25 protein-coding genes and 1 pseudogene are annotated in these 26,964 nt (G+C 50.6%); 21 read left to right on the forward strand and 5 right to left on the reverse strand.

The genetic code is table 11. The features are described 5' to 3' along the window. The first annotated feature begins 7 nt into the window (after nucleotides 1-7). From sufD to NYE24_RS30195, 6 genes are all read left to right on the forward strand, one after another. The gene (sufD, locus tag NYE24_RS30170) at nucleotides 8-1,309 is read left to right on the forward strand and encodes a Fe-S cluster assembly protein SufD (protein ID WP_036692793.1); all 1,302 of its coding nucleotides are present in this window, start codon (nucleotides 8-10) and stop codon (nucleotides 1,307-1,309) included. Further along, on the forward strand, nucleotides 1,306-2,532 hold the full coding sequence (locus NYE24_RS30175) for a cysteine desulfurase (protein ID WP_076155073.1): 1,227 nt from the start codon (nucleotides 1,306-1,308) through the stop codon (nucleotides 2,530-2,532). Before sufD ends, NYE24_RS30175 begins: the two co-directional genes overlap by 4 nt. After that, a complete protein-coding gene (gene sufU, locus NYE24_RS30180; RefSeq protein WP_036692798.1) occupies nucleotides 2,519-2,935 on the forward strand; it encodes a Fe-S cluster assembly sulfur transfer protein SufU in 417 nt (138 codons plus the stop codon). The genes NYE24_RS30175 and sufU overlap by 14 nt, the downstream gene beginning before the upstream one ends. A gap of 38 nt (nucleotides 2,936-2,973) precedes the next feature. Continuing rightward, a complete protein-coding gene (gene sufB, locus NYE24_RS30185; protein WP_036692799.1) occupies nucleotides 2,974-4,371 on the forward strand; it encodes a Fe-S cluster assembly protein SufB in 1,398 nt (465 codons plus the stop codon). 737 nt (nucleotides 4,372-5,108) lie between these two features. Next, on the forward strand, nucleotides 5,109-6,878 hold the full coding sequence (locus NYE24_RS30190) for an ABC transporter ATP-binding protein (RefSeq protein ID WP_341023957.1): 1,770 nt from the start codon (nucleotides 5,109-5,111) through the stop codon (nucleotides 6,876-6,878). Then, nucleotides 6,875-8,743, forward strand: a complete 1,869-nt coding sequence (locus NYE24_RS30195) for an ABC transporter ATP-binding protein (RefSeq protein WP_342477363.1) — start codon at nucleotides 6,875-6,877, stop codon at nucleotides 8,741-8,743. Before NYE24_RS30190 ends, NYE24_RS30195 begins: the two co-directional genes overlap by 4 nt. 104 nt (nucleotides 8,744-8,847) lie before the next feature. On the opposite strand, the gene NYE24_RS30200 is transcribed toward NYE24_RS30195, so the two are convergent. Then, nucleotides 8,848-9,096, reverse strand: coding sequence for a hypothetical protein (locus NYE24_RS30200; protein WP_235218366.1), 249 nt, complete (start codon nucleotides 9,094-9,096; stop codon nucleotides 8,848-8,850). Nucleotides 9,097-9,358: 262 nt separating this feature from the next. Here NYE24_RS30200 and NYE24_RS30205 point away from each other — a divergent pair, with 262 nt between their 5' ends. Then, complete coding sequence (locus NYE24_RS30205) at nucleotides 9,359-10,204, forward strand: PRD domain-containing protein (RefSeq protein WP_036692805.1); 846 nt, start codon at nucleotides 9,359-9,361, stop codon at nucleotides 10,202-10,204. A gap of 236 nt (nucleotides 10,205-10,440) precedes the next feature. Further along, on the forward strand, nucleotides 10,441-12,303 hold the full coding sequence (locus NYE24_RS30210) for a beta-glucoside-specific PTS transporter subunit IIABC (protein ID WP_076155066.1): 1,863 nt from the start codon (nucleotides 10,441-10,443) through the stop codon (nucleotides 12,301-12,303). A gap of 131 nt (nucleotides 12,304-12,434) precedes the next feature. Here NYE24_RS30210 and NYE24_RS30215 read toward each other — a convergent pair whose 3' ends face one another. Both NYE24_RS30215 and NYE24_RS30220 read right to left on the reverse strand, forming a co-directional pair. Beyond that, entirely contained in the window at nucleotides 12,435-13,475 is a 1,041-nt protein-coding gene (locus NYE24_RS30215) for an HD-GYP domain-containing protein (protein WP_076155064.1), read from the reverse strand. 159 nt (nucleotides 13,476-13,634) lie between these two features. Beyond that, the gene (locus NYE24_RS30220; RefSeq protein WP_036692939.1) at nucleotides 13,635-13,883 is read right to left on the reverse strand and encodes a MoaD/ThiS family protein; all 249 of its coding nucleotides are present in this window, start codon (nucleotides 13,881-13,883) and stop codon (nucleotides 13,635-13,637) included. A 153-nt stretch (nucleotides 13,884-14,036) separates the two neighbouring features. On the opposite strand from NYE24_RS30220, the gene NYE24_RS30225 reads away from it, so the two are divergent. The 5 genes from NYE24_RS30225 to NYE24_RS30245 all read left to right on the forward strand — a co-directional run bounded on the left by NYE24_RS30225 (nucleotide 14,037) and on the right by NYE24_RS30245 (nucleotide 20,224). Next, entirely contained in the window at nucleotides 14,037-15,476 is a 1,440-nt protein-coding gene (locus tag NYE24_RS30225) for a bifunctional UDP-sugar hydrolase/5'-nucleotidase (RefSeq protein WP_342477364.1), read from the forward strand. Between the two features lie 75 nt (nucleotides 15,477-15,551). Then, on the forward strand, nucleotides 15,552-16,373 hold the full coding sequence (locus NYE24_RS30230; RefSeq protein ID WP_036692810.1) for an undecaprenyl-diphosphate phosphatase: 822 nt from the start codon (nucleotides 15,552-15,554) through the stop codon (nucleotides 16,371-16,373). A gap of 58 nt (nucleotides 16,374-16,431) precedes the next feature. After that, a complete protein-coding gene (locus tag NYE24_RS30235) occupies nucleotides 16,432-17,538 on the forward strand; it encodes an HD-GYP domain-containing protein (protein WP_342477365.1) in 1,107 nt (368 codons plus the stop codon). A gap of 169 nt (nucleotides 17,539-17,707) precedes the next feature. Next, nucleotides 17,708-18,847 carry a radical SAM/CxCxxxxC motif protein YfkAB gene (gene yfkAB / locus NYE24_RS30240; RefSeq protein WP_342477366.1) on the forward strand — a complete coding sequence of 380 codons (1,140 nt, stop codon included), beginning with the start codon at nucleotides 17,708-17,710 and terminating at the stop codon, nucleotides 18,845-18,847. Between the two features lie 12 nt (nucleotides 18,848-18,859). Beyond that, nucleotides 18,860-20,224, forward strand: coding sequence for a hemolysin family protein (locus NYE24_RS30245; protein ID WP_143804242.1), 1,365 nt, complete (start codon nucleotides 18,860-18,862; stop codon nucleotides 20,222-20,224). A 25-nt stretch (nucleotides 20,225-20,249) separates the two neighbouring features. Here NYE24_RS30245 and NYE24_RS30250 read toward each other — a convergent pair whose 3' ends face one another. Next, nucleotides 20,250-20,669 carry a GNAT family N-acetyltransferase gene (locus NYE24_RS30250; RefSeq protein WP_342477367.1) on the reverse strand — a complete coding sequence of 140 codons (420 nt, stop codon included), beginning with the start codon at nucleotides 20,667-20,669 and terminating at the stop codon, nucleotides 20,250-20,252. A gap of 441 nt (nucleotides 20,670-21,110) precedes the next feature. On the opposite strand from NYE24_RS30250, the gene NYE24_RS30255 reads away from it, so the two are divergent. The 5 genes from NYE24_RS30255 to NYE24_RS30275 are packed head-to-tail and all read left to right on the forward strand — an operon-like array spanning nucleotide 21,111 to nucleotide 23,701. Next, entirely contained in the window at nucleotides 21,111-21,326 is a 216-nt protein-coding gene (locus NYE24_RS30255; protein ID WP_036692819.1) for a spore coat associated protein CotJA, read from the forward strand. A 3-nt stretch (nucleotides 21,327-21,329) separates the two neighbouring features. After that, a complete protein-coding gene (locus NYE24_RS30260) occupies nucleotides 21,330-21,596 on the forward strand; it encodes a spore coat protein CotJB (RefSeq protein ID WP_036692822.1) in 267 nt (88 codons plus the stop codon). A 48-nt stretch (nucleotides 21,597-21,644) separates the two neighbouring features. Then, complete coding sequence (locus tag NYE24_RS30265; RefSeq protein ID WP_036692823.1) at nucleotides 21,645-22,214, forward strand: manganese catalase family protein; 570 nt, start codon at nucleotides 21,645-21,647, stop codon at nucleotides 22,212-22,214. 60 nt (nucleotides 22,215-22,274) lie between these two features. Continuing rightward, the gene (locus NYE24_RS30270) at nucleotides 22,275-22,799 is read left to right on the forward strand and encodes an HTH domain-containing protein (RefSeq protein ID WP_342476360.1); all 525 of its coding nucleotides are present in this window, start codon (nucleotides 22,275-22,277) and stop codon (nucleotides 22,797-22,799) included. 35 nt (nucleotides 22,800-22,834) lie between these two features. After that, nucleotides 22,835-23,701: an IS3 family transposase gene (locus tag NYE24_RS30275; RefSeq protein ID WP_235218580.1), complete on the forward strand. Its 867-nt coding sequence runs from the start codon at nucleotides 22,835-22,837 to the stop codon at nucleotides 23,699-23,701. 105 nt (nucleotides 23,702-23,806) lie between these two features. On the opposite strand, the gene NYE24_RS30280 is transcribed toward NYE24_RS30275, so the two are convergent. Then, nucleotides 23,807-24,565: an SDR family oxidoreductase gene (locus tag NYE24_RS30280; protein ID WP_342477368.1), complete on the reverse strand. Its 759-nt coding sequence runs from the start codon at nucleotides 24,563-24,565 to the stop codon at nucleotides 23,807-23,809. A gap of 155 nt (nucleotides 24,566-24,720) precedes the next feature. Between NYE24_RS30280 and NYE24_RS30285 the strand changes: the two genes are divergently transcribed. The 3 genes and pseudogenes from NYE24_RS30285 to NYE24_RS30295 all read left to right on the forward strand — a co-directional run bounded on the left by NYE24_RS30285 (nucleotide 24,721) and on the right by NYE24_RS30295 (nucleotide 26,858). After that, nucleotides 24,721-25,608, forward strand: a complete 888-nt coding sequence (locus tag NYE24_RS30285) for an AraC family transcriptional regulator (protein ID WP_342477369.1) — start codon at nucleotides 24,721-24,723, stop codon at nucleotides 25,606-25,608. A gap of 26 nt (nucleotides 25,609-25,634) precedes the next feature. After that, a pseudogene (locus NYE24_RS30290) lies at nucleotides 25,635-26,018 on the forward strand (manganese catalase family protein); the annotation flags it as partial. A 258-nt stretch (nucleotides 26,019-26,276) separates the two neighbouring features. Then, nucleotides 26,277-26,858, forward strand: coding sequence for a hypothetical protein (locus NYE24_RS30295; protein ID WP_036692825.1), 582 nt, complete (start codon nucleotides 26,277-26,279; stop codon nucleotides 26,856-26,858). Nucleotides 26,859-26,964: the final 106 nt, after the last annotated feature.

A 26,964-nucleotide genomic window follows, 5' to 3' on the forward strand; every position in this document is an offset into this window, starting at 1 on the left:
ACCACTTATGACGACGCAAACCATTCTTCCCGTGGACGCCCAGCAGCTCAGCGCACAGTCGCAGAGCAGCGGTGAACCGGGCTGGCTGAAGGACGGCCGCTTGAAGGCTCTGGAGCTTGCCGCTGAGCTTGAGCTGCCGAAGCTGGAGAAGACGCGGATTGACCGCTGGAATATCAACAACTATGGGGCATACAAGCCAAGCCAGTCGCTGGCGGCACTTCAAGAGGCACCAGCCTCTATTGCCGGGCTAATTGAAGGACAAGAAGAAGGCAGCCTGATTATTCAACGGAATTCAGGGGCTGTATATGCCCGCCTAGCCCCGGAGCTGGCTGCGCAAGGGGTTATTTTCACCGATTTGCAGACTGCAGTCAGAGAGCATGGAGACCTTGTTCAGCGTTATCTGCATAAGGCAGTATTGCCTGAAGAGCACTCCATCGCCGCATTGCATGCAGCACTATGGAACGGCGGGGTATTCCTCTACGTTCCGAAGAATGTCATCCTCGAGACTCCGCTGCAGGCGGTGCTGCTCACGGATGACGCTGAAGCTGCCTTTGTACCGCATATTCTGATTGTAGCCGATTCGAATAGTTCCGTGACTTACGTAGATAACTATGTATCGGATAAGTCCGAAGCGGGTCTGCATAACGGAGCGGTTGAAGTCTTCGTCGGTGCTGGCGCTACAGTGAGATACGCTACGGTGCATCAGCTCGGCCAGGATACTACAGATATTACTTACCGCCGTGCCGTTGTGGAGAATGACGGTTCGATCGAATGGATCATCGGTGAGATGAACTATGGCGATACAGCCAGTGATACCAAATCGGTGCTTAAAGGCAACGGTTCAAGCTCAGATGCAAAGGTAATTGCTGTAGGCTCCGGCTCGCAGAAGCTGAGCTACACTACACAGGCGCAGCATTTCGGACGGAATACACCGAGTGATATGATTACCCGTGCTGTTATGCGGGATTCAGCAACCTCGATCATTAACGGAATTACGAAGATTGAGAAGGGCGCAACCAGAGCTGACGGACAGCAGACAGAGAAGGTTCTGATGCTAAGCCCTAAAGCGCGCGGAGACGCCAACCCAATTTTGCTTATAGATGAAGATGATGTTACCGCAGGCCATGCCGCTTCTGTAGGACAGGTCAATTACGAGCAAGTCTATTACCTGATGTCCCGGGGATTATCGCGTCATGATGCAGAAACACTGATCATATACGGCTTCCTTGCACCTGTTGTGTCGCAAATTCCACTGGAGGGACTGCGCAATCAGCTCCAATCTCTTGTGGAAAGGAAGTTAGGCCAATGATTAGCAGTCAGATCCGGGAGCAGTTTCCCATCCTGAACCAAGAGATTAACGGCCATCCTCTGGTCTACCTGGACAGTGCAGCCACTTCACAGAAGCCGCGCCAGGTCATTGAGGCGCTCAAGTCTTACTACGAATGGGATAATGCCAACGTACACCGCGGGGTGCATACCCTGGGGAGCCGGGCAACCGATGCGTATGAAGGCGCCCGTGAGAAGCTCAAGAACTTCATTAATGCCCGCAGCGTGAAGGAAATCATCTTCACACGCGGGACAACGACCGCGCTTAACATTGTAGCTTCCTCTTACGGTCCTTCCGTCCTGAAGGAAGGGGATGAGATTGTGATTACCCAGATGGAGCATCACAGCAATTTCATTCCCTGGCAGCAACTGGCCAAGAACACCGGGGCCACCCTGAAATTCCTTCCGCTGCAGAAGGACGGGACGATTACGCTGGAGGATGCTGAGCAGACGATTACTGCTCAGACGAAGATCGTAGCCATAGCGTATGTATCCAATGTCATGGGGGTTACCCATCCTATCAAAGAGCTTGCAGCGATTGCCCACCGGAACGGTGCAGTAATCGTTGTGGACGGGGCACAGAGCACACCTCATATGAAGGTGGATGTGCAGGACCTGGATTGTGATTTCTACGCCTTGTCCGGGCACAAGATGCTTGCGCCTACGGGTATCGGTGCTCTCTATGGCAAGAAGGCGCTGCTGGAAGCTATGGATCCGGTCGAATTCGGCGGCGAGATGATCGATGATGTCGGGCTGTATGAGTCTACCTGGAAGGAGCTGCCGTGGAAGTTCGAAGGTGGAACACCGATTATTGCGGGTGCCGTCGGATTAGGGGCAGCGATTGATTTCCTCCAGGAGGTCGGGATGGATGAGATCCACCGCCACGAAATGCAGCTGGCTGCTTATGCGGAGCAGCGCCTGTCGGAGATCAGCGATCTGACGATCTACGGTCCCCGTAACCGTCAGGTGGGGGTAGTCACCTTCAACCTGGGTGATGTCCATCCGCATGATGTAGCCACCGTGCTGGATGCGGAAGGCGTGGCTGTCCGCGCGGGGCATCATTGCTGTCAGCCGCTCATGCGCTGGCTGGAGGTCAGCTCCACCGCAAGGGCAAGCTTCTACCTGTATAATACAGAGCAGGATGTAGATTCGCTGGTTCAAGCCTTAATCAAGGCAAAGGAGTACTTCAGCTATGAACTTGGATGACTTATATAGACGCGTAATTATGGATCATTACAAAAATCCCCGGAATCGCGGCTCATTTGAAGACGACGCACTTAAGATCGAACTCAATAACCCTACCTGCGGCGACCGTATTACACTTCAGCTTAAGGTGGAGGATGGCGTTGTCCAAGACGCCCGTTTCAGCGGCGAAGGCTGTTCGATCAGCATGTCGTCGGCTTCGATGATGACGGAAGCGGTCAAAGGCCAGACAGTAGCGCATGCGCTTGAGATGGCCGACAGCTTCTCCTCTCTAATGAAGGGTGAGGCAGCCGATTTTGGAGACTACGAAGATATTGAGGCCCTCTCCGGTGTTAATAAATTTCCTGCGCGGATCAAATGTGCCACTCTGGCCTGGAACGCGCTTCGCAAAGGCATAGAAACGTAAGAAGCTTATCAATAACATTACACAAGGAGGCTGACACCATGGCTAAGAAAGCGCCTGATATGGAGGAATACCAGTACGGATTCCGTGACGAGCACAAGTCGATATTTCAGTCTGGTAAAGGACTCACGGAAGAAATCGTCCGGGAAATCTCCGCTATCAAAAACGAACCGGAATGGATGCTGGAATTCCGGCTGAAATCCCTGGAGCAGTTCCGCAAGATGCCAATGCCGCAGTGGGGCGGGAATCTGGATGATCTGGATTTCGAGGATATCCAATATTATGTTAGACCTTCAGAGAAGCAGGGCAAGACTTGGGAGGAAGTTCCTTCTGAGATCAAAGAGACCTTCGACAAGCTGGGGATTCCGGAAGCGGAGCAGAAGTTCCTTGCCGGTGTCTCTGCACAGTATGAATCCGAGGTCGTCTATCACAGCATGCAGCAGAACCTTGAAGATCAGGGTGTAATCTTCACGGATACAGATTCTGCGCTTCGTGATCATCCGGAGCTGTTCAAGAAGTTCTTCGGTACGATCATTCCTCCTGCTGACAACAAGTTCGCCGCACTTAACAGTGCCGTATGGTCCGGGGGCAGCTTCATCTATGTTCCTAAGGGTGTGAAGTGTGAAGTTCCTTTGCAGGCCTACTTCCGCATCAACTCCGAGAATATGGGACAATTCGAGCGTACTCTGATCCTGGCAGACGAAGACAGCTTCGTGCATTACGTTGAAGGCTGTACTGCACCGATCTACAGCACGAACTCTCTGCATAGTGCAGTGGTTGAGATTCTCTGCATGAAGAATGCCCGTGTCCGTTATACAACAATTCAGAACTGGGCACCGAACATCTATAACCTGGTTACCAAACGTGCGGTTGCCGAAGAGAATGCTACCATGGAATGGGTAGACGGCAACATTGGCTCCAAGCTGACAATGAAATATCCAGCGGTTGTTCTTAAAGGCCGTGGAGCCAAGGGCTCTGTATTGTCCATCGCGGTAGCGGGCAAGAATCAGCATCAGGATGCAGGCGCCAAAATGATCCACTTAGCACCGGATACTACCTCAACCATCGTATCCAAGTCGATCAGTAAGCACGGCGGCAAGGTCACTTACCGTGGACTCGCTTCCTTCGGCCGCAAGGCAGAAGGCGCGAAATCCAATATCAAATGCGATACGCTCATTCTGGATAACGAGTCCACCTCGGACACGATTCCTTACAATGAGATCATGAACGATAACATTGTGCTTGAGCATGAAGCGACGGTCTCCAAGGTGTCTGAGGAGCAGCTATTCTACCTCATGAGCCGCGGCCTCTCCGAAGCCGATGCCACGCAGATGATTATCATGGGCTTCATCGAGCCGTTCACCAAAGAACTGCCGATGGAATATGCGGTCGAGATGAACAGATTGATCAAGTTTGAAATGGAAGGCAGTATCGGGTAACCAGGAGCTTCCTCCAATATTCAAAGATATATGTACTGAGTGTCCACAGAACTTTGATGCAGGTTGGTCAAAGCTCTGTGGGCATTTTTGTGTTCTATTAGGACTGCTTGAGTTTTTTTCTGTAGTAGGGATGAGGTGGACTGAGAAGCTCTTATATCTTCAAAAAAGCTCATATTGGTGCTGAAACGGACTGAGTTTCCCTTATATTGTCTTTCGAGATGTTAAAACAGGGCCGGTCTGTGAAATAAAGGAACCTGAGTCCGATTGCTGAGTAAATACTGCTGATTTTCCCGATTAGCGGAATCTCAGTCCTCTTCAGAAGCCATTTCGCAACAAAAATACATAAAATACCTTTTATTGGGCTTCTAAAAAGCTGTTTCACATCGTTGAATCTTGCTATTTCTTAATTGAGCAGTATTTGCGAGGAAATAGCAGCATTTAAAACGACGGGCGTCCTTTAGCCCCTGCTTAAGCCCGGTTTATTCCGAAAAAAGAGGGAAAACGGTGGTTTCTCCCCTTTGCCGCATTAAATTAGGGATGATAAACTGCTTAAAGTCACTAAATTGGAAGCGCTAAAAAAGCTAGCTTGCGGTGCGATATTTAGAGACCAAGTTCTTGCTTACGAGGAAGGTTACTTCGTAAAGCTAAGTTTATGCTTACGAAGAAGGTTACTTCGTAAAGCTAAGTTTATGCTTACGGAGCCAGCTTTACTTCGTAAAGCTTTAAGGAGGAGAGATATGGATGTTCTCAGGCAACTGCGGGGCTTTTATCGGGAGAAGCTACACTATCTGATTCTGTCGATTGTATGTTTGGCGGCCGCAACTGCAGTGGGGCTTATTACCCCCAATTTGTTAAGGAGATTGATCGATGATGTTATTGTTCCCCTAAAGTTTACTGAGGTGCCCGTACTCGCTCTCAGTGTGCTTGCTGTCATTATTGTCAAGGCGTGCCTGCAGTTTGCCCATGGATTTTTCGGCGGACGGCTGGGGAATTTCCTGGCTTACCGGCTGCGTAATGCCTGCTATGAGAAGCTGCAATTTCTGTCCTTCCGGTATTATGATACGGCGAAGACAGGTGACCTGATGTCCCGGCTGACCGGGGATTTGGAAGCGATCCGCATGTTCATCGGCTTCGGATTTGCCCAATTGTTGAATGTGTTCTTCATGGTTCTGTTCGGCTCCATTATGATGTTCACCATCAATTGGCAGCTGACGCTAGTTACTCTGATCACTATGCCGTTTCTGGCGGTCGTCGCGCTTAAGTTTGAATCCAAGATTCATCCGGCCTTTCAGGAGATGCGCCTGGCGTTAAGTTCCCTGACAACGGCTGTACAGGAGAATGTCACCGGGGTAAGAACGGTCAAATCGTTTGCCAGAGAGGCTTACGAAGTTGAGAAGTTCTCACACCGTAATGAACGTTATAAAGATAATCAGATTTTTGCAGCCGAGCTGTGGAGTAAATTCTTCCCGTTCATGGAGCTGCTGGCTTCGGTCAGTGTCGCCATCCTGCTGGGTGTCGGCGGTACTCTGGTTATCAATAAGCAGATGTCGCTGGGTGAGCTGGTTGCGTTCTTCAGCCTGATCTGGTACATCATTGGCCCTGTCTGGGGACTAGGGTTCCACATCAATAACTATACCCAGTCGAAAGCCTCCGGTGAACGTGTGCTGGAAGTGCTGAATCAGACAATCGATGTCCGGGATATAGAGAATGCCCGCGAGCTTGTATCGGCAGAAGTAAAGGGTGAGGTAGAGTTCGATCATGTCACCTTCGCTTACGGCAACAAAATGCCAGCAGTCAAGGATATTCATTTCCATGCCGAGCCTGGTGCGGTCATTGGCTTCCTTGGCGGAACGGGGTCCGGTAAATCCACGATTACCCAACTGATGATGCGTGCCTATGATGTGAATCAGGGCAGTATCAAGCTAGATGGCGTGGATATCCGCGAGTTCCAGGTCCGCAGTCTGCGTTCGCAAATATCGACGGTGTTCCAGGAGACCTTCCTGTTCTCCTCATCGATCCGCAATAATATCTCTTATGGACTGAAGAATGTCAGCATGGATGAGATCATCCGTGCCGCTGAGCTGGCGAAGGCGCATGACTTCATTATGGAGATGCCGGAAGGCTACGATACGGTAGTCGGGGAGCGGGGAATGGGTCTCTCGGGCGGCCAAAAGCAGCGGATTGCCATCGCCCGCGCACTGCTCAAGAATCCGCGGATTCTCATTTTGGATGATGCGACCAGTGCAGTGGATATGGAGACGGAACACGAGATTCAGGCCGGCTTCCAGGAGGTTATGCGCGGACGGACCACCTTGATTATTGCCCACCGCATCTCCTCCCTGCGCCATGCCGATCAGATCATTGTCATGAATGAAGGGAGAATGGTACAGCAGGGCACCCATCAGGAATTGATTGCGGTCCCGGGGCCATACCAGGATGTGTACCGGATTCAGTACGCCGATTACTTAGCCAGGGATAAGAAGCGAGAGGCAGGTGATCCGGCATGAACCTTGAGACCTCCAAGCAGACCACTGACGGTGTAAAAGATACGGATAACAGTAAGATAGAAGAACAGACGCTGGAAGAACGCTTTATCTATAAAGACGATGATGTGATCGACAAGGCTTTTGACTGGAAGCAGTTCACCCGCTTATTCAGCTATATGAAGCCATATGCGAAGCAAATGCTGCCGCTGGTCTCGATCATGATGATTCTGGGTACGATTACCAAGCTGACGGTTCCGTTCCTGACCAGTATGGCGATTGATAAAGCAATTGCTCCAAAAGACGGAAACACCAGCTTGACGCTGCTATACACGTTAACGGCTAGTGTAATCATTCTGTATCTGATTCAATGGATTGCCGGCGTATACCGGATCAAATATACGAATGTGATCGGCCAGCGGGTGATTTATGACCTGCGATCGGACCTGTTCCGGCATATCCAGAAGCTGTCCTTCAACTTCTTCGATAAACGTCCGGCCGGATCCGTCCTGGTCCGGGTGACCAATGATATCAACTCGCTGCAGGATTTGTTCACCAACGGGGTCGTCAATCTAATGATTGACTGTGTGCAGCTGCTGGGCATTATGATTATTCTGCTGCTGATCAACTGGAAGCTGGGGCTGGCGGTGATGGTTACCGTACCGATCATGTTCCTGATCTCCACCAAGCTGCGGCAGAGAATCCGCATCGCCTGGCAGGATGTGCGTATGAAGAACTCCCGGATCAACTCGCATCTGAATGAGTCGATTCAGGGGATTCGCGTTACTCAGGCCTACACCCAGGAAGAAGAGAACATGTATTATTTCGATGCCATGAATATGGACAGCCGCAAATCGTGGAACAAGGCTTCAGCGATGAACCAGGCGTTCGGTCCGATCATTGAAATCACCGGCGGCTTCGGGACGATGGTCCTCTTCTGGCTCGGGGCTTATCTGATCCAGTCCGGTGAGCTTACGGTCGGTCTCCTGGTGGCCTTCAGCAGTTATGTCAGCAACTTCTGGGACCCGATCAACCGGCTGGGACAGATGTACAATCAGCTGCTTGTTGCGATGGCTTCCTCAGAGCGGATCTTCGAGTATCTCGATGAGCAGCCTGCCGTTCAGGATAAGCCAGGAGCGACAACGCTGCCCAAGATCCAAGGGGATATTCACTTTAATAATGTTGTGTTTGAATATGAGAAGGGCCGTGCGGCACTCAAAGGCATTAATCTGGATGTCAAAGCAGGCCAATCGATTGCTCTCGTAGGGCATACCGGCTCCGGCAAAAGCACAATCATCAACCTGATTGGCCGGTTCTATGATATCAAGAGCGGCGGCATTACCATTGATGGACAGGATATCCGCGAGGTGAAGCTCCAGAGTCTGCGCGAACAGATCGGGATTGTCTTGCAGGATACCTTCATCTTCTCGGGAACGATCCGCGACAACATCCGCTTCGGGCGGCTGGATGCCACGGACGAAGAGATCGAAGAGGTCGCCAAGGCCGTAGATGCTCATGATTTCATCACCAAGCTGCCCGGGGGTTATGATACCGAGGTAGAGGAGCGGGGAAGTGCACTGTCCATGGGACAGCGCCAGCTGCTGTCCTTCGCCCGGGCGCTGCTGGCCGATCCGCGTATTCTGATTCTGGATGAGGCGACAGCCAGTATCGATACGGAGACGGAGATCAAGATTCAGGAAGCGCTGAAGCTGCTGCTTCAGGGACGGACCTCCTTCATCGTCGCTCATCGCCTCTCGACCATCCGGCATGCCGATAAGATTGTGGTCCTGGATCACGGCGAGATTAAGGAAGAAGGCAATCATGCCGAGCTGACCAAGCATGACGGTATTTATAACGGATTAATTGAAGCGCAGTTCCGCTTCTTGTAGAAGCACATGTAGAAGCACATGCAGCAGCCTGGCCCCGATATGGGGGATGGGCTGCTGTTTTTATGTGCTGGAAAGTATAGGTGGCGCGCTGAGCTCCCTTTCCGTCAAGACCGTTTCCCCGGCTTCCCGCTTACCCGGACCTCCAGCAGCTGCGCGCTGATCTCTTGTTGCCACTGGGTATCATAAGTATCTGCTGCCAGCAGGGCTTCGACATGGAGGCGCGCCATTTCCCAGCAGTAGACGGTGTTAACATGCAGGCAGTGCTGAAGCTCGTCTTGTTCCGCCGGAGCCAGCGGGCGCTTCAGACTCAGGGTATATAGCTCGGCAAGGCGCTGGTGAACCGCAAGCATCATATCTCCTCCTTGTATTACTGTCTGTTATTAGCGTGGCCCTCAAGATCCAGTTTCAAACCGAATCAAGCCTAATATGAATATTTAGATCTTTATAAATAAAGTTCTTGAAATCGCTTTTATTTATGCTACAATAGCAGTAATACAGGATTGTGACCGGTAACGCGGGCAATGCCTAAGCTGATGCGAGTATCATTTTATGAATGATATTGGGATCAACTTAGGCTTTTTTTGTACAAACTATGCGGCAGGAGGTGAAATAGAGATGATTATCGAGAAGGTGCTGAACAATAATGTGCTCCTGACCAAGAACCAGAAGGGCAAGGAGGTTATTGTGATGGGCAGAGGGATTTCCTTCAATAAGGTAGCGGGGGATTATGTTGATCCTGCCAAGGTGGATAAGATTTTTCTGCTGAATGAGAATGAATTCACTGCCCGGCTGACTGAACTGCTGAATGATATTCCGGTAGCTCACCTGGAGCTGGCCAGCGGCATTGTCACCTACGCGAGTGGAGTGCTGCACACGGAGCTGAACGATAATCTCTATCTGACGCTGACGGATCATATCCATTTCGCGCTGGAGCGTTTTGAGAAGGGGATTCAGCTGAAGAATGCGATGCTGTTTGAGATCAAGCGCTTTTACCAGAAGGAATTCGGGATCGGGCTGGATGCCTTGAAGATGATCGAACAGACCACCGGCCTCTCGCTGGGTGAGGACGAAGCCGGCTTCATTGCCTTGCATCTGGTCAATGCCAGAATGGATGGCACGGAGGTTAGATCGACGATCAAGATGACAGAGATCGTTCAGAATATTCTGAATATCGTTACTTATCATTATAAGGTGGTGCTGGACGAGACCTCACTTAACTACTCGCGGTTCCTGACCCATCTGCAGTATTTTTCCATGCGTGTGCTGAAGAAGGAGACCAATAATAGCGGGGAAGAGTTCCTGTACAACCAGGTGAGAATTACCTATGTCAAGGCTTTCGAATGTGTAGGCAAGATCAATGAATATCTGGAGAAATCGCATGGTCAGAGCCTCAGTAAGGATGAATATGTCTATCTGACGATTCACATTCAGCGTGTAACAGAACGCAATAATCTGGAGTAACACATAACAGATAACATACGCAGGACTACAACATTTCATATTTTCATATCATCTTTCAGGGTGTAACTGGTCATGCAGGCAAAACCTGAACTGATGGCAAAAAAGCGTGTACTAACGTCTTTTTTGCCTTGAGTTCAGGTTTTTCTTGTTTGCAGAGGGGAACAAATAGAATACGCTGGCACCATTCGCCTCTGCAGCGATGCTTAAATACAGAACTTTCAAAGGAGCAAACTCAAATGAGCGATAAAGACTTATCCAAAAAAATCATCACACTCGTTGGCGGAGAAGGGAATGTGAATTCCGTCTTTCATTGTGCCACACGCTTAAGATTCAAGCTGAAGGATAACAGCAAAGCCAATAAAGCAGCGCTGGAGAAAACGCCGGGAGTCATTACAGTAGTGGAGAACAGCGGACAGTTCCAGGTGGTCATCGGCAACAATGTCAGCCAGGTCTTCGAGCAGATTATGAAGGAAACCTCGCTTCAGGATGCGGAGAAAAGCGGCAGCGACGAGAGCTCGGAAAGCACCGGAGTTCTGGGCAAAGCGGTGGACATCATTTCGAGCATTTTCTCGCCGATTCTGGGTGCACTGGCCGGGGCAGGGATCCTCAAAGGCTTGCTGGCTCTGATTCTGTCCCTGGAGTGGATTAGCGCCACCAGCGGCACTTACATGATCCTTAATGCGGCTGCCGACAGCGTATTCTATTTCCTGCCTGTCTTCCTGGCGGTTACAGCAGCGCGCAAATTCAAGGCGAATCAGTTCGTGTCGATTGCCATAGCCGGAGCCTTGATCTATCCCGCAGTCATTGCGGCCGTAGGCTCACCAGACCCGCTGCACTTCCTGGGGATCAAGATCGTACTCATCAACTATTCCTCCAGCGTGATCCCGATTATTCTGGCGGTATGGGTGCAGTCGTATGTAGAACGGTGGTTCCGTTCCTTCATTCATGAGTCGGTGCGGAATATTCTTGTTCCCATGTTCGCGCTGCTCATTGTTATTCCGCTTACGTTCCTGGCCTTCGGACCGGTAGGCTCGCTGATCAGTGACGGACTCGCTTCCGGCTATACTTGGCTCTACAATCTAAGTCCGCTTGTGGCCGGAGCCATAGCCGGGGCGTTCTGGCAAGTATTCGTAATCTTTGGTGTACATTGGGGCTTCGTCCCGATCATGCTCAGCAATATTGCTACATTGGGTCAGGATACCATGCTGCCTATTCTCAGTGCGGCCGTTCTGTCGCAGGCCGGGGCTGTATTCGGTGTATTCCTGAAATCGCGGAACCCGCAGCTTAAGGCACTTGCCGGTTCTTCTACACTATCAGCAGTCTTCGGAATTACTGAACCCACGATTTATGGAGTCACTCTGAAGCTCAAAAAACCGTTCATCTACGCTTGTATCTCCGGCGCTATCGGCGGTGCAATTATTGCAACAGGCGGCGCAAGAGCATTGTCCTTCTCACTGCCGGGTCTGCTGGCCCTGCCGACGTATTTCGGCACCGGATTTGTCTGGGTAGTCATTGGTATACTGGTAGCATTTGTACTGTCCACTGTACTGGTGTTAGTACTTGGCTATAAGGAGCCTGAGACAGTTGCTGCGGCATCGGTTAATCCAGGCGGAACCTCGGGTATAACTACACCGACGCTGATTGATAAAGAACTGGTTGTAAGCCCGCTCTCCGGTACGCTGCAGCCGCTCAACACCCTGCCTGACGAAGCTTTTGCTTCCGGCGCCATGGGCAAGGGGATAGTCATTGAGCCCTCTTCAGGCATCTTGACCAGCCCTGTGAACGGTACCGTAACTACTGTATTCCCGACAGGACATGCCATCGGCATCACTTCGGATAGCGGTGCGGAGCTGCTGATTCATGTCGGTGTTAATACCGTGAAGCTTAAGGGGCAGCATTTTACCAAAAAAGTGAAGGAAGGCGACAAGGTGGTCAAGGGTCAGCTATTGCTTGAATTTGACCTTGAAGCCATCCGTGCTGCCGGATTTGTAACTGCAACACCAGTGATTGTGACCAACTCGGCACAATACCTCGATGTGCTTAAGAGCACAGGGACGGAAGTGCCTAGCGGCGAGCTGCTGCTCACACTAATCCGATAAAATGATAGCCTCCCCCGGCCGGGGGAGGCTTCAGTTGTTCTTCAACTTCAAGCAGCACTTCTGCGCCAACGCAGGGGTGCTGCTTGATTTATGTGAAATGTAAGGATTTATCCTGCGTAGAGGAAGTCTCGCTACTCCATGTAAATCTCAACGACGGCAATTGTGCGTTCGCGTGACAGGTCAAGGAACCTGCCTTCGCTCTGCACAAGCGGACGGAAGACATCCAGCGGGTTGTTCATCACGATGACACCCATATCACCGGTGTTCAGCAGGACGCGCTTCCCGATGAAGTTAGGCATCAGATGATTGATGAAGGCCTGAACCGGTTTGCCGTTCAGCTTACCGAAGCTAAGGGAGTTGATCTCACGCAAAACGGAAATTAGCTCCTGCTTGGACTGATAGACCCGGTGAGTGGTCATAGCGCTGTAAATATCCGCAACGGCTGCAATCTGGGCGTAAGGGTGAATGGCTGTCTTAGTCAGCTGCTTGGGATAACCGGAGCCGTCCTCGCGTTCATGATGCTGCAAGGCAACCAGAGCTGTGAAAGGATCGTTCATGGAATTCTGTATGATTTCGTAACCGTAAACCGTATGTAATTTGATCTCTTCGTATTCATCAGGCGTTAATTTGCCGGGTTTGTTCAGAATGGCGGGGGAGATGCGGCATTTGCCGATATCAATCAGGTATCCCGCACGGCCGATCTCGTAACACTCTGACTTAGAATAGCCAAGCCACGTAGCCAGATAATACGAGAGCATGCCAACCTGAAGGGAATGGTTATAGGTATAATTATCCTCCCGGTCCAGCAACAGCAGGAGGGTTACTACATCCTTGTGTTTGTCTAGCGAGGATAAGGTCGGCTGAAGAATATCATCCACTACAGACTGATTGAAGCTGCCTTTGCTGAGCGCTTCCATATATAGAGACTCAAAGCCGTCAATCATGGTATCGAAGCTGTTGGTTGCGGCCTGGATAATTGAGGTCCGGCTGGAAGGGGCGGGTTCTTCCTGTACCGTGTCAATATCTACATAATCAACGCCGTGCTGTATCAGCTTGGCGATTTCCTCCATTTGCAGCCGTGATCCCTTAGGGAGTACATGCAGCCCGCGAGAGCTGAAGGTATCCATCTGCAGATGATCACCCGGTTTAAGATCCATCACGTGTACTCTCAATGAATAGGCCACCTTACTATAGCAATTTTTTACAGCATAGCAACAAAGTCCGCAATATTCAATGGTGTAAGAGTACTGATTGTAGCTTGCAGATTGTGCAACCCGCTGGTCCTAACCTGTTGTGTTTCTGTGCATATTCGCGGAAGGGGAACGGTCCGGTTAACCGCCGGACACGGGCGGAATGAAGGCTACCTCTGAGCCTTCGGTAATATCTGTATCATCAGGCGCATATTCCTGATCAACGGCTACCAGGGATACACCGATCTGCGGCGCAGCATCGGGATAGGAGGCGGAGAGGAGTTCCTTCAGCCGGCCAGCTGTTACAGGGGACTCATGGGCGTGGAAGACCAGAGTGGAGGAGCCGATAATTTCGGCCAGACCGGCGAACAGCCGGATAGAGATATGCATGTGTTCTTCACCCTTTCTGGACTTAAGCTTAGGACAGCTTATAATGATTACAATATACCATATTGAGTCTGAAAATGTTATGCTAACTCTAGAACAGAACAAGCCTGCCGCTTACTTTATAAACGGCTGTACAAGTGGGAGGGAAGCCAGCTTATGAAGCCTGGGCCGCAAAGATTAACCATTATTCATACCAATGATATACATAGCCACTTTGAAATGATGAGTCCGCTCGCGGCATTGATATCCGCGATGAAGGCAGCGGCGGGCGAGGAGCCGGTGCTGCTGCTTGATATCGGAGATCATATGGACCGCGCTGCCGTAGAGACGGAAGGCACGATGGGACAGGCCAACATCGATATTATGAATTTGACCGGATACGATGCAGTCACCATCGGTAATAACGAAGGCCTCACCTTCTCGAAGGAGATGCTCTCAGCCATATTCACAGGCATCCAGTGTCCTGTAGTATGCTGCAATTTCCTGGAGTCCGCCACCGGTGAGCCGCCGCACTGGATGCAGCGCCGCGCGGTTCTGGAGAAAGACGGGATCAAGATTGGACTAACTGGTGCGACGGCGGCGTTCACCTCCTTCTATTCCTTGCTCGGCTGGGATGTGCTGGACCCGGAAGAGGCACTGCGCGAGCAGGTTCAGCTGCTTGCCCCGCAGGTGGATATCGTGATCATTCTGTCACATCTGGGGCTGCCCGCAGACCAGAGGCTGGCAGAGAAGCTGGAAGGCGTGCATGCCATTCTGGGCGGGCACACCCACCATATGCTGGAGCAGCCGCAGATGATTAACGGGACAGCCGTATGCGGCGCCGGCAAATTCGGCCGGTACGCCGGACGGGTGGTCTTCGAGCGGGAGCAGCCAGGCGGATCGTTTCACCTGGCCGAAGGAGGCTGCACGGCAGTCGATCCTGCCTTGACGGAGGAGCTTATCGCTCCGGCGGCGGCGATCCATCTGCTGCGCGGGCGTGAAGCCCTGGAGGAGACGGTTGCCATCAGCGACCGCATGCTGCCGCTGGACCTGCAGGGGGAATCTCCTTTTGGCAACCTGCTGGCACAGGCGGTCCGCCAGTTCACAGGCAGCCCCATCTCGCTTGTTAATACAGGCCAGCTGCTTGGCCCGCTGCCGGAGGGCAACATCACCGCGGGCATGCTGCATGCCTTATGTCCTTCTCCGATTAATCCCTGTATTGTACAGCTGACAGGCAAGGATATCCGCACTGCACTGGAACAGAGTCTGATGGCAGAGTTCCGCAATAAGGTCATCTATGGATACGGCTTCCGGGGAGAAGTACTGGGCACCTTGGCCGTGGACGGATTAAAAATCTTGTACGATCCAAGGGTCATGCCTTATGATAACGGTATTGCGATTTTTGCCGGCGGGGAGCAGCTGGAGGATACCAAGGTATATAGTGTCGGCACGCTGGATATGTTTACGTTCCGTACAGGCTATGAGAGTATAGCCAACGGCCGGGAGGCGGTATTTATGCTTCCTCATTTCCTGCGCGATCTGCTGCGGATGGAGCTGCAGCGGCCGGGGAGTCTGGATGAGTGTGAAGCGGTTCGCTTGGAGAGGCAATCCACCTGATGATCCACACCATGTTTAATCAAATTGATAGTTAACGCATTACCAGGTTTCATTGACTAGATCAGGAGGAGTAATATGGATACAATTACAGCCATTATTCTGGCAATTGTGGAAGGAATTACGGAGTTCATTCCGGTTTCTTCGACGGGACACATGATTTTAACGACTAAGCTTCTGGGCTTCAATGAGCAGGATTCGATTATGAAGACTTATGAGATTGTGATTCAGCTGGGGGCCATACTGGCCATTGCGCTGGTTTACCGTCAGCGGATTGTGAATCTGCTCGGCTTCGGCCGCAGAGACAGAGGGGGCGTAATGCCGGCAGCCCGCCTGAACCTGATTCATGTGCTGCTGGGCATTGTGCCTGCGCTCGCTGTAGCTTTTTTTGCAAGGGACTTTATCAAAAGCCTCTTCGGGGCATCCACCGTCCTCTGGGCACTGGTAGCAGGCGGTATTCTGATGATCATTGCCGAATGGGTCAACAAACGCAAGATCCGCGTGACGGCGCATGACCTGGATGATCTGTCCTACGGGCAGGCACTTTCGATCGGACTGTTCCAGATTATTTCCGTCCTCTGGCCCGGGTTCTCCCGTTCCGGCTCGACGATTTCCGGGGGGATGCTGAGCGGGGTGAGCTACAAGGCTTCAGCCGACTTCTCCTTCCTGATCGCGATTCCGATTATGTGCGCGGCCTCGGGGTATGAGCTATTGGATTCGTATAAGAATTTCACGAGCGAGACCATCGGGTATTTTGTCATCGGCTTCATCATTTCCTTCATCGTGGCCTATGTGGTGGTGGTTCTGTTCATGAGAATGATCCAGAAGATCAGACCGACGCATTTTGCCATCTACCGCTTCATACTTGCAGCCGCCTTCTGGCTGTTTATTATGCGTTGATTCTCAGCCTGGCATCACAGAAAAGCAATTTTACCGTTAAAGGCAGGAGTGAGCCAAGGTGCGTCTAGTATCCGTCAATCGGCTTCAGCCGGGAATGAAGCTGGGTAAAAAAATATATAATGATGAAGGGCTGGTTCTGCTCGCGGACGGAGTGGAGCTTACCGATCCCTTGATCAAGCGGCTCGCCAGAATCGATATCGGCTATATCTATATTGAGGATTCACTCACGGAGGATATTGTGATTCCCGGAATGCTGCAGGATGAGACGCGTAATCAGGCGCTCAAGGTGATCCGTAACCAGTTCCAGCAGATGTCTGGCGCCTCGGGGATTACCAAAGGCTTTTATCATCTGGACAAGAAATTCTCCAAGGTGATGGATTCCATCCTCGACGACATGTCCCTGCAAGAGGACCCGATGATCATGCTGCTTGACATGCACACGGCTGATAATTACCTGTACGTCCATTCCCTGAACGTATGCCTGTATACGCTGGTGCTCGGCATTGCCCATGGCTACAGCAAAGAAGAGCTGCGGGTCATCGGGCTTGGGGCGCTGCTGCATGATATCGGCAAGACGCAGATTCCTGTCAAAATTGTACAAAAGCCCGGTATGCTCAGCGAGGAGGAATTCCGCCATATGCAGGCGCATACCGAGATTGGATACCGCATTCTCAAGGAAGAGCCGAATATTCCTCTGCTGGCGGCTCACTGTGCTCTGCAGCATCATGAACGGATTGATGGTTCCGGCTATCCGCGCGGCCTGACGGGTCCGCAGATCCATGAATATGCGAAATGGCTGGGCGTAGCAGATTCCTATGATGCGATGACCTCCAACCGGATCTACAAAAAAGCCATGCTGCCCCATCAGGCGGTAGAAGCGCTGTATGTCGGCTCTGGAACCCTGTACGAACAAAAGCAGCTGGAGTTATTCAGAGACCGTGTGGCCATCTATCCGCTGGGACTTACGGTGAAGCTCAGCTCCGGCGAGAGCGGTGTGGTGGTCAAGATTGATCCCAGCACGCCGCATCGGCCTGTTGTCCGGGTGCTGAACGGACCCGAAGGCGAAACGGTTACCCCCTATGAACGTGATCTCAGCAAAGCCCTCTCTGTAGTCATTGTGGATGTGACGGACGGGGGAGAACCTGTAGTGAAAAGTACCGGATAGGTGTTCTGCGCAGCGAGGAGAGAATAGGGTATCTGCAGGAATTGCGGAGCTGTATTCTCCGCCTTGCTGTTTTTTTGAGTAGTCGTGGTATGATATAGCTTAAGTTATCGTTCTTTTTCTTTTGTTTTGGGTTAATAATAAGGAATAAGCATTAAAGGAGCCTTAAGAAATGAGTATATTAGAGCCATCATCTATAATCCCTGTAAAAGAGCTGTCGCCGGAGTATGATCCGTGGGACCCGATTACTTCACTCCGCGAATACGGGCAGCATGTACTGACCAGTGTAGAGATGACGGTCACGAATCTGTGCAACATGCGCTGCGAGCATTGCGCCGTCGGCGATAGTCTCACGATGAAAGAGGGAGAGCTGCTGCCTTTGACCCAGATGCTGAAGCGTCTGGAGGAGGTAGAGCACCTGCAGACCATCAGCATTACGGGCGGGGAGCCGATGTTCCGTGCAGGAACGGTGGAGAATACTATCGTACCGCTGCTGAAATATGCACGGGAGCGGGGTATCCGTTCACAGATCAACTCGAACCTGACCATGCCATATTCCCGTTATGAGCAGCTGCTCCCTTACCTGGACGTTATGCATATCTCGTTCAACTATGTGAACGGCGATGACTTCCACGAGGTGGGCTTCGCGAACAGCGGTCACCCGGTCTCGAAGGAGGCCGCCTATCGGCTGTATGACACGATGCTGGAGAATTCCCGCCGGCTGAGCAGCGATGGAATGCTGATCTCTGCCGAGTCGATGATCAACTACCGTACACACACCAAGCTTCCCGAGATTCACCGGCTGATTGGGGACATGGGGGCAAGACGTCATGAGGTACACCCGATGTACGCCTCCAGCTTCGCTTCGAAGCTGCCTGTGCTGTCGCTCCGGGAGATGAATACTGCGATTCATTCCCTCCTGGATCATCGTGACCCGGAGATGTGGATGCTGTTCGGCACGCTGCCGTTCTTCGCCTGCAGCTTCCTGGAGGAAGACCAGCAGCTGCTAAGCAGACTGCGCAGCGAGAAGAATGTAACGCTGCGTAATGATCCGGACGGAAGAAACCGGGTTAATGTGAACCTGTTCACGGGCGACGTCTTTGTAACGGACTTCGCCGATATATCCGCGTTTGGCAATATCAGCAGCGCGAAGCTGGATGATATTTTCACCGAGTGGCAGACTAAGCATCCCTTGAATCAGCAAGTGAATTGTTACTGCGATGCCGCAGGCTGCTGCGGGCCTAACCTGCTCGTGGCCGATATGTATTATCCCGGGGTCGATTTCAAAACCAGAAAAGCGATCACCTTGTAGAAATGGGGCGTTATTATAGTGCATACGGAATTTGACATAGGAAGATTAGTGCTTAATCTTTTGCTCGTTCTGGTGCTCGTATTATTAAATGGTATCTTCGTTGCGGCGGAATTCTCACTGGTCAAGGTCAGACAATCCCGTCTGACCCAGCTGGTCAGCGAAGGCAACAAAATGGCCGGATATGCGCTGAAGGTCAACAAGCGGCTGGATTCGTATCTCTCAGCCACCCAGTTCGGGATTACACTTGCTTCTCTTGGACTCGGCTGGGTCGGGGAACCGGCGATCTCGGAACTCCTGGTGGAGCCTCTGATGTACCAGATCGGTGTTACTGACCAAACGTTAATCTCTACGGTATCTGTGATCGTCGGCTTCTCCATTATTACCTTCTTACATATTGTGCTGGGGGAACTGGCACCGAAATCGCTGGCTATCCAAAAAACAGAAGGCTCGGCACTGCTGTTGTCCGCTCCGCTGATGTTCTTCTATAATCTGTTTCTGCCCTTCATTTGGGTGCTGAATGCGTCAGCGAACGCTCTGCTGAGACTGTTCGGCGTAGAGCCGGCCAGTGAAGCCGAGGCTGCCCATTCAGAGGAGGAAATCCGCATTCTGATGAATCAGAGCGCGAAGAGCGGGGTGATCGATCAGGATGAAATGAAGCTGATGGACAACATCTTCGAATTCTCGGACCTGCTGGCCCGTGAGGTGATGCTGCCGCGTACCGATATGGATGTACTATACAGCAATCTTCCGCTGGAGGAGAACATGCGGATCATTACGGAAACGAAGCATTCGCGTTATCCGGTGGCCTTAGAAGATAAGGACCGGATTATCGGCTTCATCCATATCACGGATCTGCTGTTCGCCCCACCTGAGCAGCAAAATGATCTGGCTTCCCTGGTCCGGCCGATTCTGAATGTACCGGAATCGATGGAGATTAGCCATGCGCTGCGACTGATGCAGAAGAACAAGGCCCAGTTGACGCTGGTGGTCGACGAGTACGGCGGAACTGCGGGGCTGCTGACCGCTGAAGAGATCCTGGAGGAGATCGTCGGCGATCTGCATGACGAGTTCGAGGATGAACGTCCCAGCGTGGAGCGTAACGGGGATTACATCTCCGTGGAGGGCCGGATGCTGATTGAAGACGTCAACGATCTCACGGGCGTTGTAATTGAGGATGACGAGGTGGATTCCATCGGCGGCTGGCTGTTCAAGGAGCTGGAGGGCAATCCGTCCAAGGGCAAGAAAGTTGTAGTTGGCGATGTCACCTTCGAGGTGGAGGAGTCCACCCGGCTGCGGATCACCCGGATCAACATCCACCGCGAGCCTTCTCCAGAGCCTGAAGAGGATGCGGAAGGTTGGGAAGAAGATAAAGAGTAAGCGGAGTATAGTCCGCGCTCTTTTGTTATAACATCTTTGTGAAGTATTTTGGAGACTCTGAGAAACCTTGCCGATTATAGAACCGATGTGCGTCAACCCTCCGGGAATGGCAATGTACCTGGATTCTGTCGCAGTTTCTCTTTTTAGCTGCCTGGCTTGCGTATTCTTCAACTTCACGTCCAATGCCTGTACTTCTTGTTGTTGAATCAACAACAAGATAACTAATGCAAGCAATGTCCCCTGGAAGAGCTAGCTGGGGAATATAATGCAACGAAATGCAAGCTACAACTCGTCCCTCATATTCATATACCATTAGCTCTTCGTCAGGATGAGCGATTAACTTTTCTATATTGCCTTTAATAAAAGAGCCGGTATTAGGATATCCCAACAGGTCAAGTAAAGAGGATATTTCCTTCCAATCATCGGCGGTTGCTTGTCTAATCATTGCGTACACTCCTCCATGCAAGAGATATTGAAACAACATCAACAATATCCCCTGAGAAAGAGTGTGTCCAGAACCACAATCAGGTCAATTTTATCGTCGGCTGGTACTTGATAAGGAGCAGGCAGGAGAGATGTGTTCTTACCCGTGATGTGATGCGCTTTAAATGAGGTAAGTTAATACCCAGTGGAAAGCTCCGCCTGCAGCCGAAGAGGATACAGAGGACGCGGAGGAAGAGAGAGTATGCTGAAGAGCCGCCGGAATAGCGGCTACCTTTACAACAGGGTACATCAAGCAGCCATGACAGGGCTGCTGATGTACCTTGTTTTTTTGCGCAGGGGTTCTTTTCCCTTCAGGAGCGGTCATAAGTTAGTTACGAAGGTAACTGTCAAAGATCTGGAAGCATGAAGGTATGCTCTCAACAATTAAGAGGAGGAATGATCATTGAACTCCCAGGATCGTGTATGGACACCGTACAGGGGACCGTTTGATCCTTGTCCGCCGGTGCCGTTCAAGACGTATGTTGTGCCGCCGAATCAATTCGTCACGTTTCAGCCCCCGAATCTGCCGCAGTTCTCCCTGCCGGAGGCGCTTAAGCATGGAACGTTATGGCCATCGCTATACAGCCCTTATGAGTCCAAGTTCAAAGGAGGGAAGTAGGCTATGGAAGCTAATCCTTGCGAGCCCCGTTATTACGAGATGCTGGAGCAGCTGCAGGTCCTTGATTTTGCACTCGTCGAGCTGAATCTGTTCCTGGATACTCATCCGGAGGATGTGAAGGCGATTGAGCAGTTCAATCAGCTGACCTATGAGCGCACCAAGCTGGCGAACCAGTTCCAGGAGCTATACGGACCTCTGCAGAATTTCGGCCGTGCCTATTCTAAGGCTCCATGGCAATGGATCGAGAGTCCCTGGCCTTGGCAAGTCTAAGACATGAAGCCGGAAATGAAATAGCCTTAAGGAGGGGGAAGTTCACGAATGTGGATCTATGAGAAAAAGCTGCAATACCCGGTGCGTGTCGGCAAATGTGATGTGCGGATGGCCCGGTATCTGATGGAGCAATACGGCGGTGCGGACGGCGAGCTGGCTGCGGCGCTGCGCTATATGAACCAGCGGTATGCTATACCCGATAAGGTAATTGGGGTACTAACGGATATTTCCACCGAGGAATTTGCCCATTTGGAAATGATTGCCACAATGATCTACAAGCTGACCAAGGATGCCTCGGTGCAGGAGCTGGAAGCCGCAGGCTTAGGCCCGAACTATGCGCAGCGGGATCATGCGCTGTTCTACAACAACTCTGCCGGTGTTCCGTTCACAGCCGCCTACATTGCGGCCAAAGGCGATCCGATCGCTGACCTGTATGAGGACATCGCCGCAGAGGAGAAGGCCCGGGCTACATACCAGTGGCTGATTGACATGACCGACGATGTGGATCTGCAGGACAGCCTCAAGTTCCTGCGCGAGCGGGAGATCATTCATGCGATCCGGTTCAAGGAATCGGTGCAGATTTTGATTGAGGAGAAGGATAAGAAGCGGGTGTTCTAGCAATGAGGGATGCACAAATGAAATAGATCGTTTGATAAAAAGAGCCACAGGAGCTGAACTGTGACCCACAAGAAAGACACTTTGAAAAAAGTGACCATCTTGTGGGTCTTTTGTGTTTTAATCAGAATATTGGAAAAGGAGCGGGATAAGGCTGTGGGAAACTTAAATCGAACCCTATTTACGGAAGATATCATCAGAAGATTAGAGAAGAATCCAAATGTTCAGCGAGTATCCGAGACGAATATTTCGTATACTGCTGAGTTTAAGTTGGCGGCAGTGAAGGCCTACAACGAGGGGACACCCCCGTCAGAAATATTTCTTAGGGCGGGCTTTGACCTGGATCTCATCGGTTCTAAAAAACCAAAGCATAGTTTGAAACGCTGGAGAGATAGCTTTGCTAAATATGGTGAACTGGGACTACTGGAAGAACGGCGTGGCAAAGGCAGCGCTGGGCGAAAGCCTGCAAGTCCCTTGTCTGCTGACGAAGAACTGAAGCGCGCAAAGGCGAAGATCAAATTACTAGAAGCTGAGGTCGACTTTCTAAAAAAGCTCGAAGCGCTCGAACGGAACAAAGGAAGACCTTAACACCTTCGGAGCGCTACGAGATCATTTATTACACCCTGAGAGCCCATGGACTCAGCCGCATGACGCGTTATTTCTGTGAAGTCGCCGCCGTGAGCACCAGTGGCTATTACAGATGGCTGGGCTCCGAGCAAAGACGCCAACTTCGTACAGCCGACGACGAACGTGACCTTGTTCTTATTAAGCAACACTTCGACGCATTACAAGGAAGAGCTGGCGCTTTGGTGATTAAGATGCGTTTGGAGCACCTCAGCGGGGTCACCATGAACCACAAGAAGATTCGCCGATTAATGCGTAAGTTTAACCTTGTCGCGGCCATACGGCAAGCTAACCCGTACCGTAAGATGGCAAAGGCTACGCAGGAGCATCAGACCTGTGCAAACTTACTGAAACGCCAATTTGACCAGAACGAGCCGGAGAAAGTCTTTCTAACCGATATCACGTATCTGCGGTACGGAAACGGACAGTGGGCTTATCTTTCGTGCATAAAAGATGGAGCAACGAGACAAATTCTTGCCGACTGTGTAGCAGGGACACTAGAGTTACCACTCGTTGAAAAGACGATTCGGCGCCTGCTGGAACGGCTGGATGGAAACCTTCATCCAGAAGCCATTTTCCACTCCGATCAGGGCATGCACTACACGCATCCTAAAACTCGTCTTCTCATTGAGCAGGCAGGTTTTCAACAGTCCATGTCCCGTAAAGGGAACTGTTGGGATAATGCATCGATGGAGTCATTCTTTGGGCATATGAAAGATGAAATGAGCGTTCGAGATTGTCAGAATCTTACGGAAGTCAGGGCTCGTGTTTCGGAATATATTGCCTACTATAACTCCGAGCGATACCAATGGACATTAAAAAAGATGACTCCTGACGAATTCAGGAGTCATCTCCTAGCGAGCTAGCTCTAGGGTGTTTCTTTTAAACCGTCCTCAAATCGGGTCACAGTTCAAGCAGCATCTGTGGCTCTTTTTACATTCTCTGTGAGTTACATACTGTTATTTTAGATGCTATCCTTGCGCTGTGGGACGGACCACTATTTCATTGACGTCCACATCATTTGGTTGCTCAATTGCGAAGGCAATAGCTTTAGCAATAGAGTAGGGGGATAACGCAATTTTCTGATAAGCCTCGAGTTTGGCCTTCATCTCCGGGTCCTGTATGGCTTCCAGGGCATCAGAATGTGTGGATCCCGGTGTGGTTGTGTATCCCGGTGAGACGATCGTTACGCGAAGCTTATCGCCGGCCTCTTGACGCAGGCCCTCAGAAATCGCACGAACCGCAAGCTTTGTGCCTGCATAAACCGTCATATTAGGCAGAACGTTATAGGCTGCCGTAGAAGCAATGTTAATAAAATGTCCTGAGACCTGATTCCGAAAGGTGGGTAGTGCCGCTGCTATCCCATATAGAACTCCTTTAATGTTGATGTCGATCATATCTTCCCATTCCTCGACCCGCAGATCGTCAAGAGGAGACATTGGCATGATCCCCGCATTGTTGATAAGAACATCAAGCTTACCAAATTTCTCACATGCCAATTGGACAAGGTTTGAAAGGTCTTCTGACCGCTTCACGTCAGTCACTAGATAAGCTGCCTTACCTCCAGACTTCTCAATACGGTTAACTATAGCTTCAAGCTGATCCAATCGCCGCGCGCCAAGTACGACTCGGGCTCCTCTCTCGGCAAGCAGCATTGCAGTTGCTTCACCGATCCCGCCACTCGCGCCTGTAATTACAATTACTTTGTCTTTTATACCGGACACACTCATCACTTCTTTCTCCTGTAATATATTTTTTTACACAATTTATTTTAAGAAAAGTTGGGGTTCAGTCGATAGACAATTCATGCCCTTTCCTTGCCTAATCCCGCCAGATAAGTATAATGGGTCTAAATGATTTGAATAAAAGAGGTTGGTGCATAAACTTGAAAGAGCTCATTTCTGAGTTAGTCCGGTACATTGAGCGTCATACACCGATGGATGGCGTACATAGCATGGTAATTCCTGAGCTTTATTTCAGACGTCAATCTCAGCAGTCAGGGCCAGTGTACAGCAACAGCCATCCTTCCCTTTACATCATTGCCCAAGGTTCGAAAACAGTTGAATTAGCAGAGGAAAGATATGATGTTGTTCCAGCGAATTATTTGGTCTCTTCGGTTCATCTGCCTTTAATCGGACAAATTAACCAGGCATCACCAAGCCATCCGTACCTAAGTTTACAACTGACCTTCCATCCAGATATTCTTCTCGATGTAACGAAAACATCCAGTCCTTCGAAGAAGTTCACTACTGAACGAGGGATCCTATTAAATCCGTCTACCCCGGACTTGCTTAAAGCGGTTTTACGCCTTGTAGAACTACTGGAGACCCCCGGTGATATTGAGGTTCTGGCTCCCTTGATCATAAAAGAAATATTTTACAGGGTCCTTCAAGGTGAGAAGGGGGAACTGCTGAAGCAGTTTGCTGTGAAAGGCAGCTATGCACTTTGCATCTCAGAAGCGATACAATGGATCAACCATAATTATTCCGAGCCTTTAATCATTGATGAGTTGGCTAAGACAGTCCAAATGAGTCCGCGGACCTTGCATAGACATTTCAAGAAAGTAACGGCTATGAGTCCGGTTCAATATCAAAAGATGATTCGCTTGCAAACTGCACGACGAATGCTGCTTACAGAAAAGCTGGATGCAGCTAACGCCGGATTTCGTGTTGGATATGAAAGTCCTTCACAATTTAACCGAGAATACGCCCGCTTATTTGGACGTCCCCCGATAAGAGATATTCATGATTTACGCGGTGAGTCTAATCTGTAAAACATAACTGATAACCTCAATGCGCAGAAGAATTTGCCCATCTGGAAATGATTGCCACAATGATCTACAAGCTGACCAAGGATGCCTCGGTGCAGGAGCTGGAAGCCGCAGGCTTAGGCCCGAACTATGCGCAGCGGGATCATGCGCTGTTCTACAACAACTCTGCCGGTGTTCCGTTCACAGCCGCCTACATTGCGGCCAAAGGCGATCCGATCGCTGACCTGTATGAGGACATCGCCGCAGAGGAGAAGGCCCGGGCTACATACCAGTGGCTGATTGACATGACCGACGATGTGGATCTGCAGGACAGCCTCAAGTTCCTGCGCGAGCGGGAGATCATTCATGCGATCCGGTTTAAGGAATCGGTGCAGATTTTGATCGAGGAGAAGGATAAGAAGCGGGTGTTCTGAGCGTTGATGCTACTGAAGTAGGTTATCCACAGGTCAGTTCGTCCACTTAACTATGAATAGATACTCTTGAAACACATGAAGAAATCGTTCTATTGGTAAAATGGGGATACCAGTCATCGTCATCCATTTTATAAAGAACGGTTTCTTTATGCATTCTGAAGTCTGGACAGCCTATATTCGAGTTTAAGGGATGGTTGTATAGCCTGATAAAGAATTTTGTGGTAGTGTTATTTGATATTAACCTTAGGAGGAAAAATATTGAATTTCAAAAGAGTTTATACAGTCTGGACAGTCATTCTTCTGCTGTTTGCACTGCCTGGCTGCGGTAATAATGAAGCCGTTAGTATGGAGCCGGATACATTCTCCAAACAGGACATGGCCATCTTCAAGGCAGATAATAGCAAGGAAAGGGTTAGCTATGGTATGAGCCGCAAGGCCGCAGAGAAGGTGCTGGGGAAGGGTACGGTAGGCCTGCCTAATTCGTATTCTTATGAATTCGGAGTGAGTGTAATCTATCGAGATAATAAGGTCGTCTCCATGGCGATGGCGGGAGAACCGCAGGGGGTCTACCGGACCGCTAGGGGAGCAGAATTAGGGATGAGTAAGACAAGGATTAAAGAGCTGTATGGAACGAAAGCTGCGATAGAGAATGACAAATATATGGATTATTACTACAACTCCGAATCAGGACAGTTGTATGAAAGGGCAGTTAAGGAATGGAACTCGCTCACCGGAGATGCGCTCAGGGACATACAGATGCTTTCGACATTGTATGATGAAGCAGGGAATGCCAGGATAATCATACTGATGGACGGGCAGGTAGCTAACACTGCGCAATAATCTGTGAGTGTTCTTCCATAGCTCTGGAACAGCATTCCTGCATTGTTAATATTGTTTCGCTATATAGTAGGTATAACCCGAAGTGTTACATAGAACTGTACATAAC

The sequence above is a fragment of the Paenibacillus sp. FSL H7-0350 genome, from assembly GCF_038593195.1.
Taxonomy (GTDB): Bacteria; Bacillota; Bacilli; order Paenibacillales; family Paenibacillaceae; genus Paenibacillus_AQ.

Excerpts from the sequence above, each read along its gene's own strand:
- sufD (WP_036692793.1), top strand. The coding sequence starts at position 8 with ATGACGACGCAAACCATTCTTCCCGTGGACGCCCAGCAGCTCAGCGCA.
- NYE24_RS30175 (WP_076155073.1), top strand. The coding sequence starts at position 1,306 with ATGATTAGCAGTCAGATCCGGGAGCAGTTTCCCATCCTGAACCAAGAG.
- sufU (WP_036692798.1), top strand. The coding sequence starts at position 2,519 with ATGAACTTGGATGACTTATATAGACGCGTAATTATGGATCATTACAAA.
- sufB (WP_036692799.1), top strand. The coding sequence starts at position 2,974 with ATGGCTAAGAAAGCGCCTGATATGGAGGAATACCAGTACGGATTCCGT.
- NYE24_RS30190 (WP_341023957.1), top strand. The coding sequence starts at position 5,109 with ATGGATGTTCTCAGGCAACTGCGGGGCTTTTATCGGGAGAAGCTACAC.
- NYE24_RS30195 (WP_342477363.1), top strand. The coding sequence starts at position 6,875 with ATGAACCTTGAGACCTCCAAGCAGACCACTGACGGTGTAAAAGATACG.
- NYE24_RS30200 (WP_235218366.1), bottom strand. The coding sequence starts at position 9,096 with ATGATGCTTGCGGTTCACCAGCGCCTTGCCGAGCTATATACCCTGAGT.
- NYE24_RS30205 (WP_036692805.1), top strand. The coding sequence starts at position 9,359 with ATGATTATCGAGAAGGTGCTGAACAATAATGTGCTCCTGACCAAGAAC.
- NYE24_RS30210 (WP_076155066.1), top strand. The coding sequence starts at position 10,441 with ATGAGCGATAAAGACTTATCCAAAAAAATCATCACACTCGTTGGCGGA.
- NYE24_RS30220 (WP_036692939.1), bottom strand. The coding sequence starts at position 13,883 with ATGCATATCTCTATCCGGCTGTTCGCCGGTCTGGCCGAAATTATCGGC.
- NYE24_RS30225 (WP_342477364.1), top strand. The coding sequence starts at position 14,037 with ATGAAGCCTGGGCCGCAAAGATTAACCATTATTCATACCAATGATATA.
- NYE24_RS30230 (WP_036692810.1), top strand. The coding sequence starts at position 15,552 with ATGGATACAATTACAGCCATTATTCTGGCAATTGTGGAAGGAATTACG.
- yfkAB (WP_342477366.1), top strand. The coding sequence starts at position 17,708 with ATGAGTATATTAGAGCCATCATCTATAATCCCTGTAAAAGAGCTGTCG.
- NYE24_RS30250 (WP_342477367.1), bottom strand. The coding sequence starts at position 20,669 with ATGATTAGACAAGCAACCGCCGATGATTGGAAGGAAATATCCTCTTTA.
- NYE24_RS30260 (WP_036692822.1), top strand. The coding sequence starts at position 21,330 with ATGGAAGCTAATCCTTGCGAGCCCCGTTATTACGAGATGCTGGAGCAG.
- NYE24_RS30265 (WP_036692823.1), top strand. The coding sequence starts at position 21,645 with ATGTGGATCTATGAGAAAAAGCTGCAATACCCGGTGCGTGTCGGCAAA.
- NYE24_RS30280 (WP_342477368.1), bottom strand. The coding sequence starts at position 24,565 with ATGAGTGTGTCCGGTATAAAAGACAAAGTAATTGTAATTACAGGCGCG.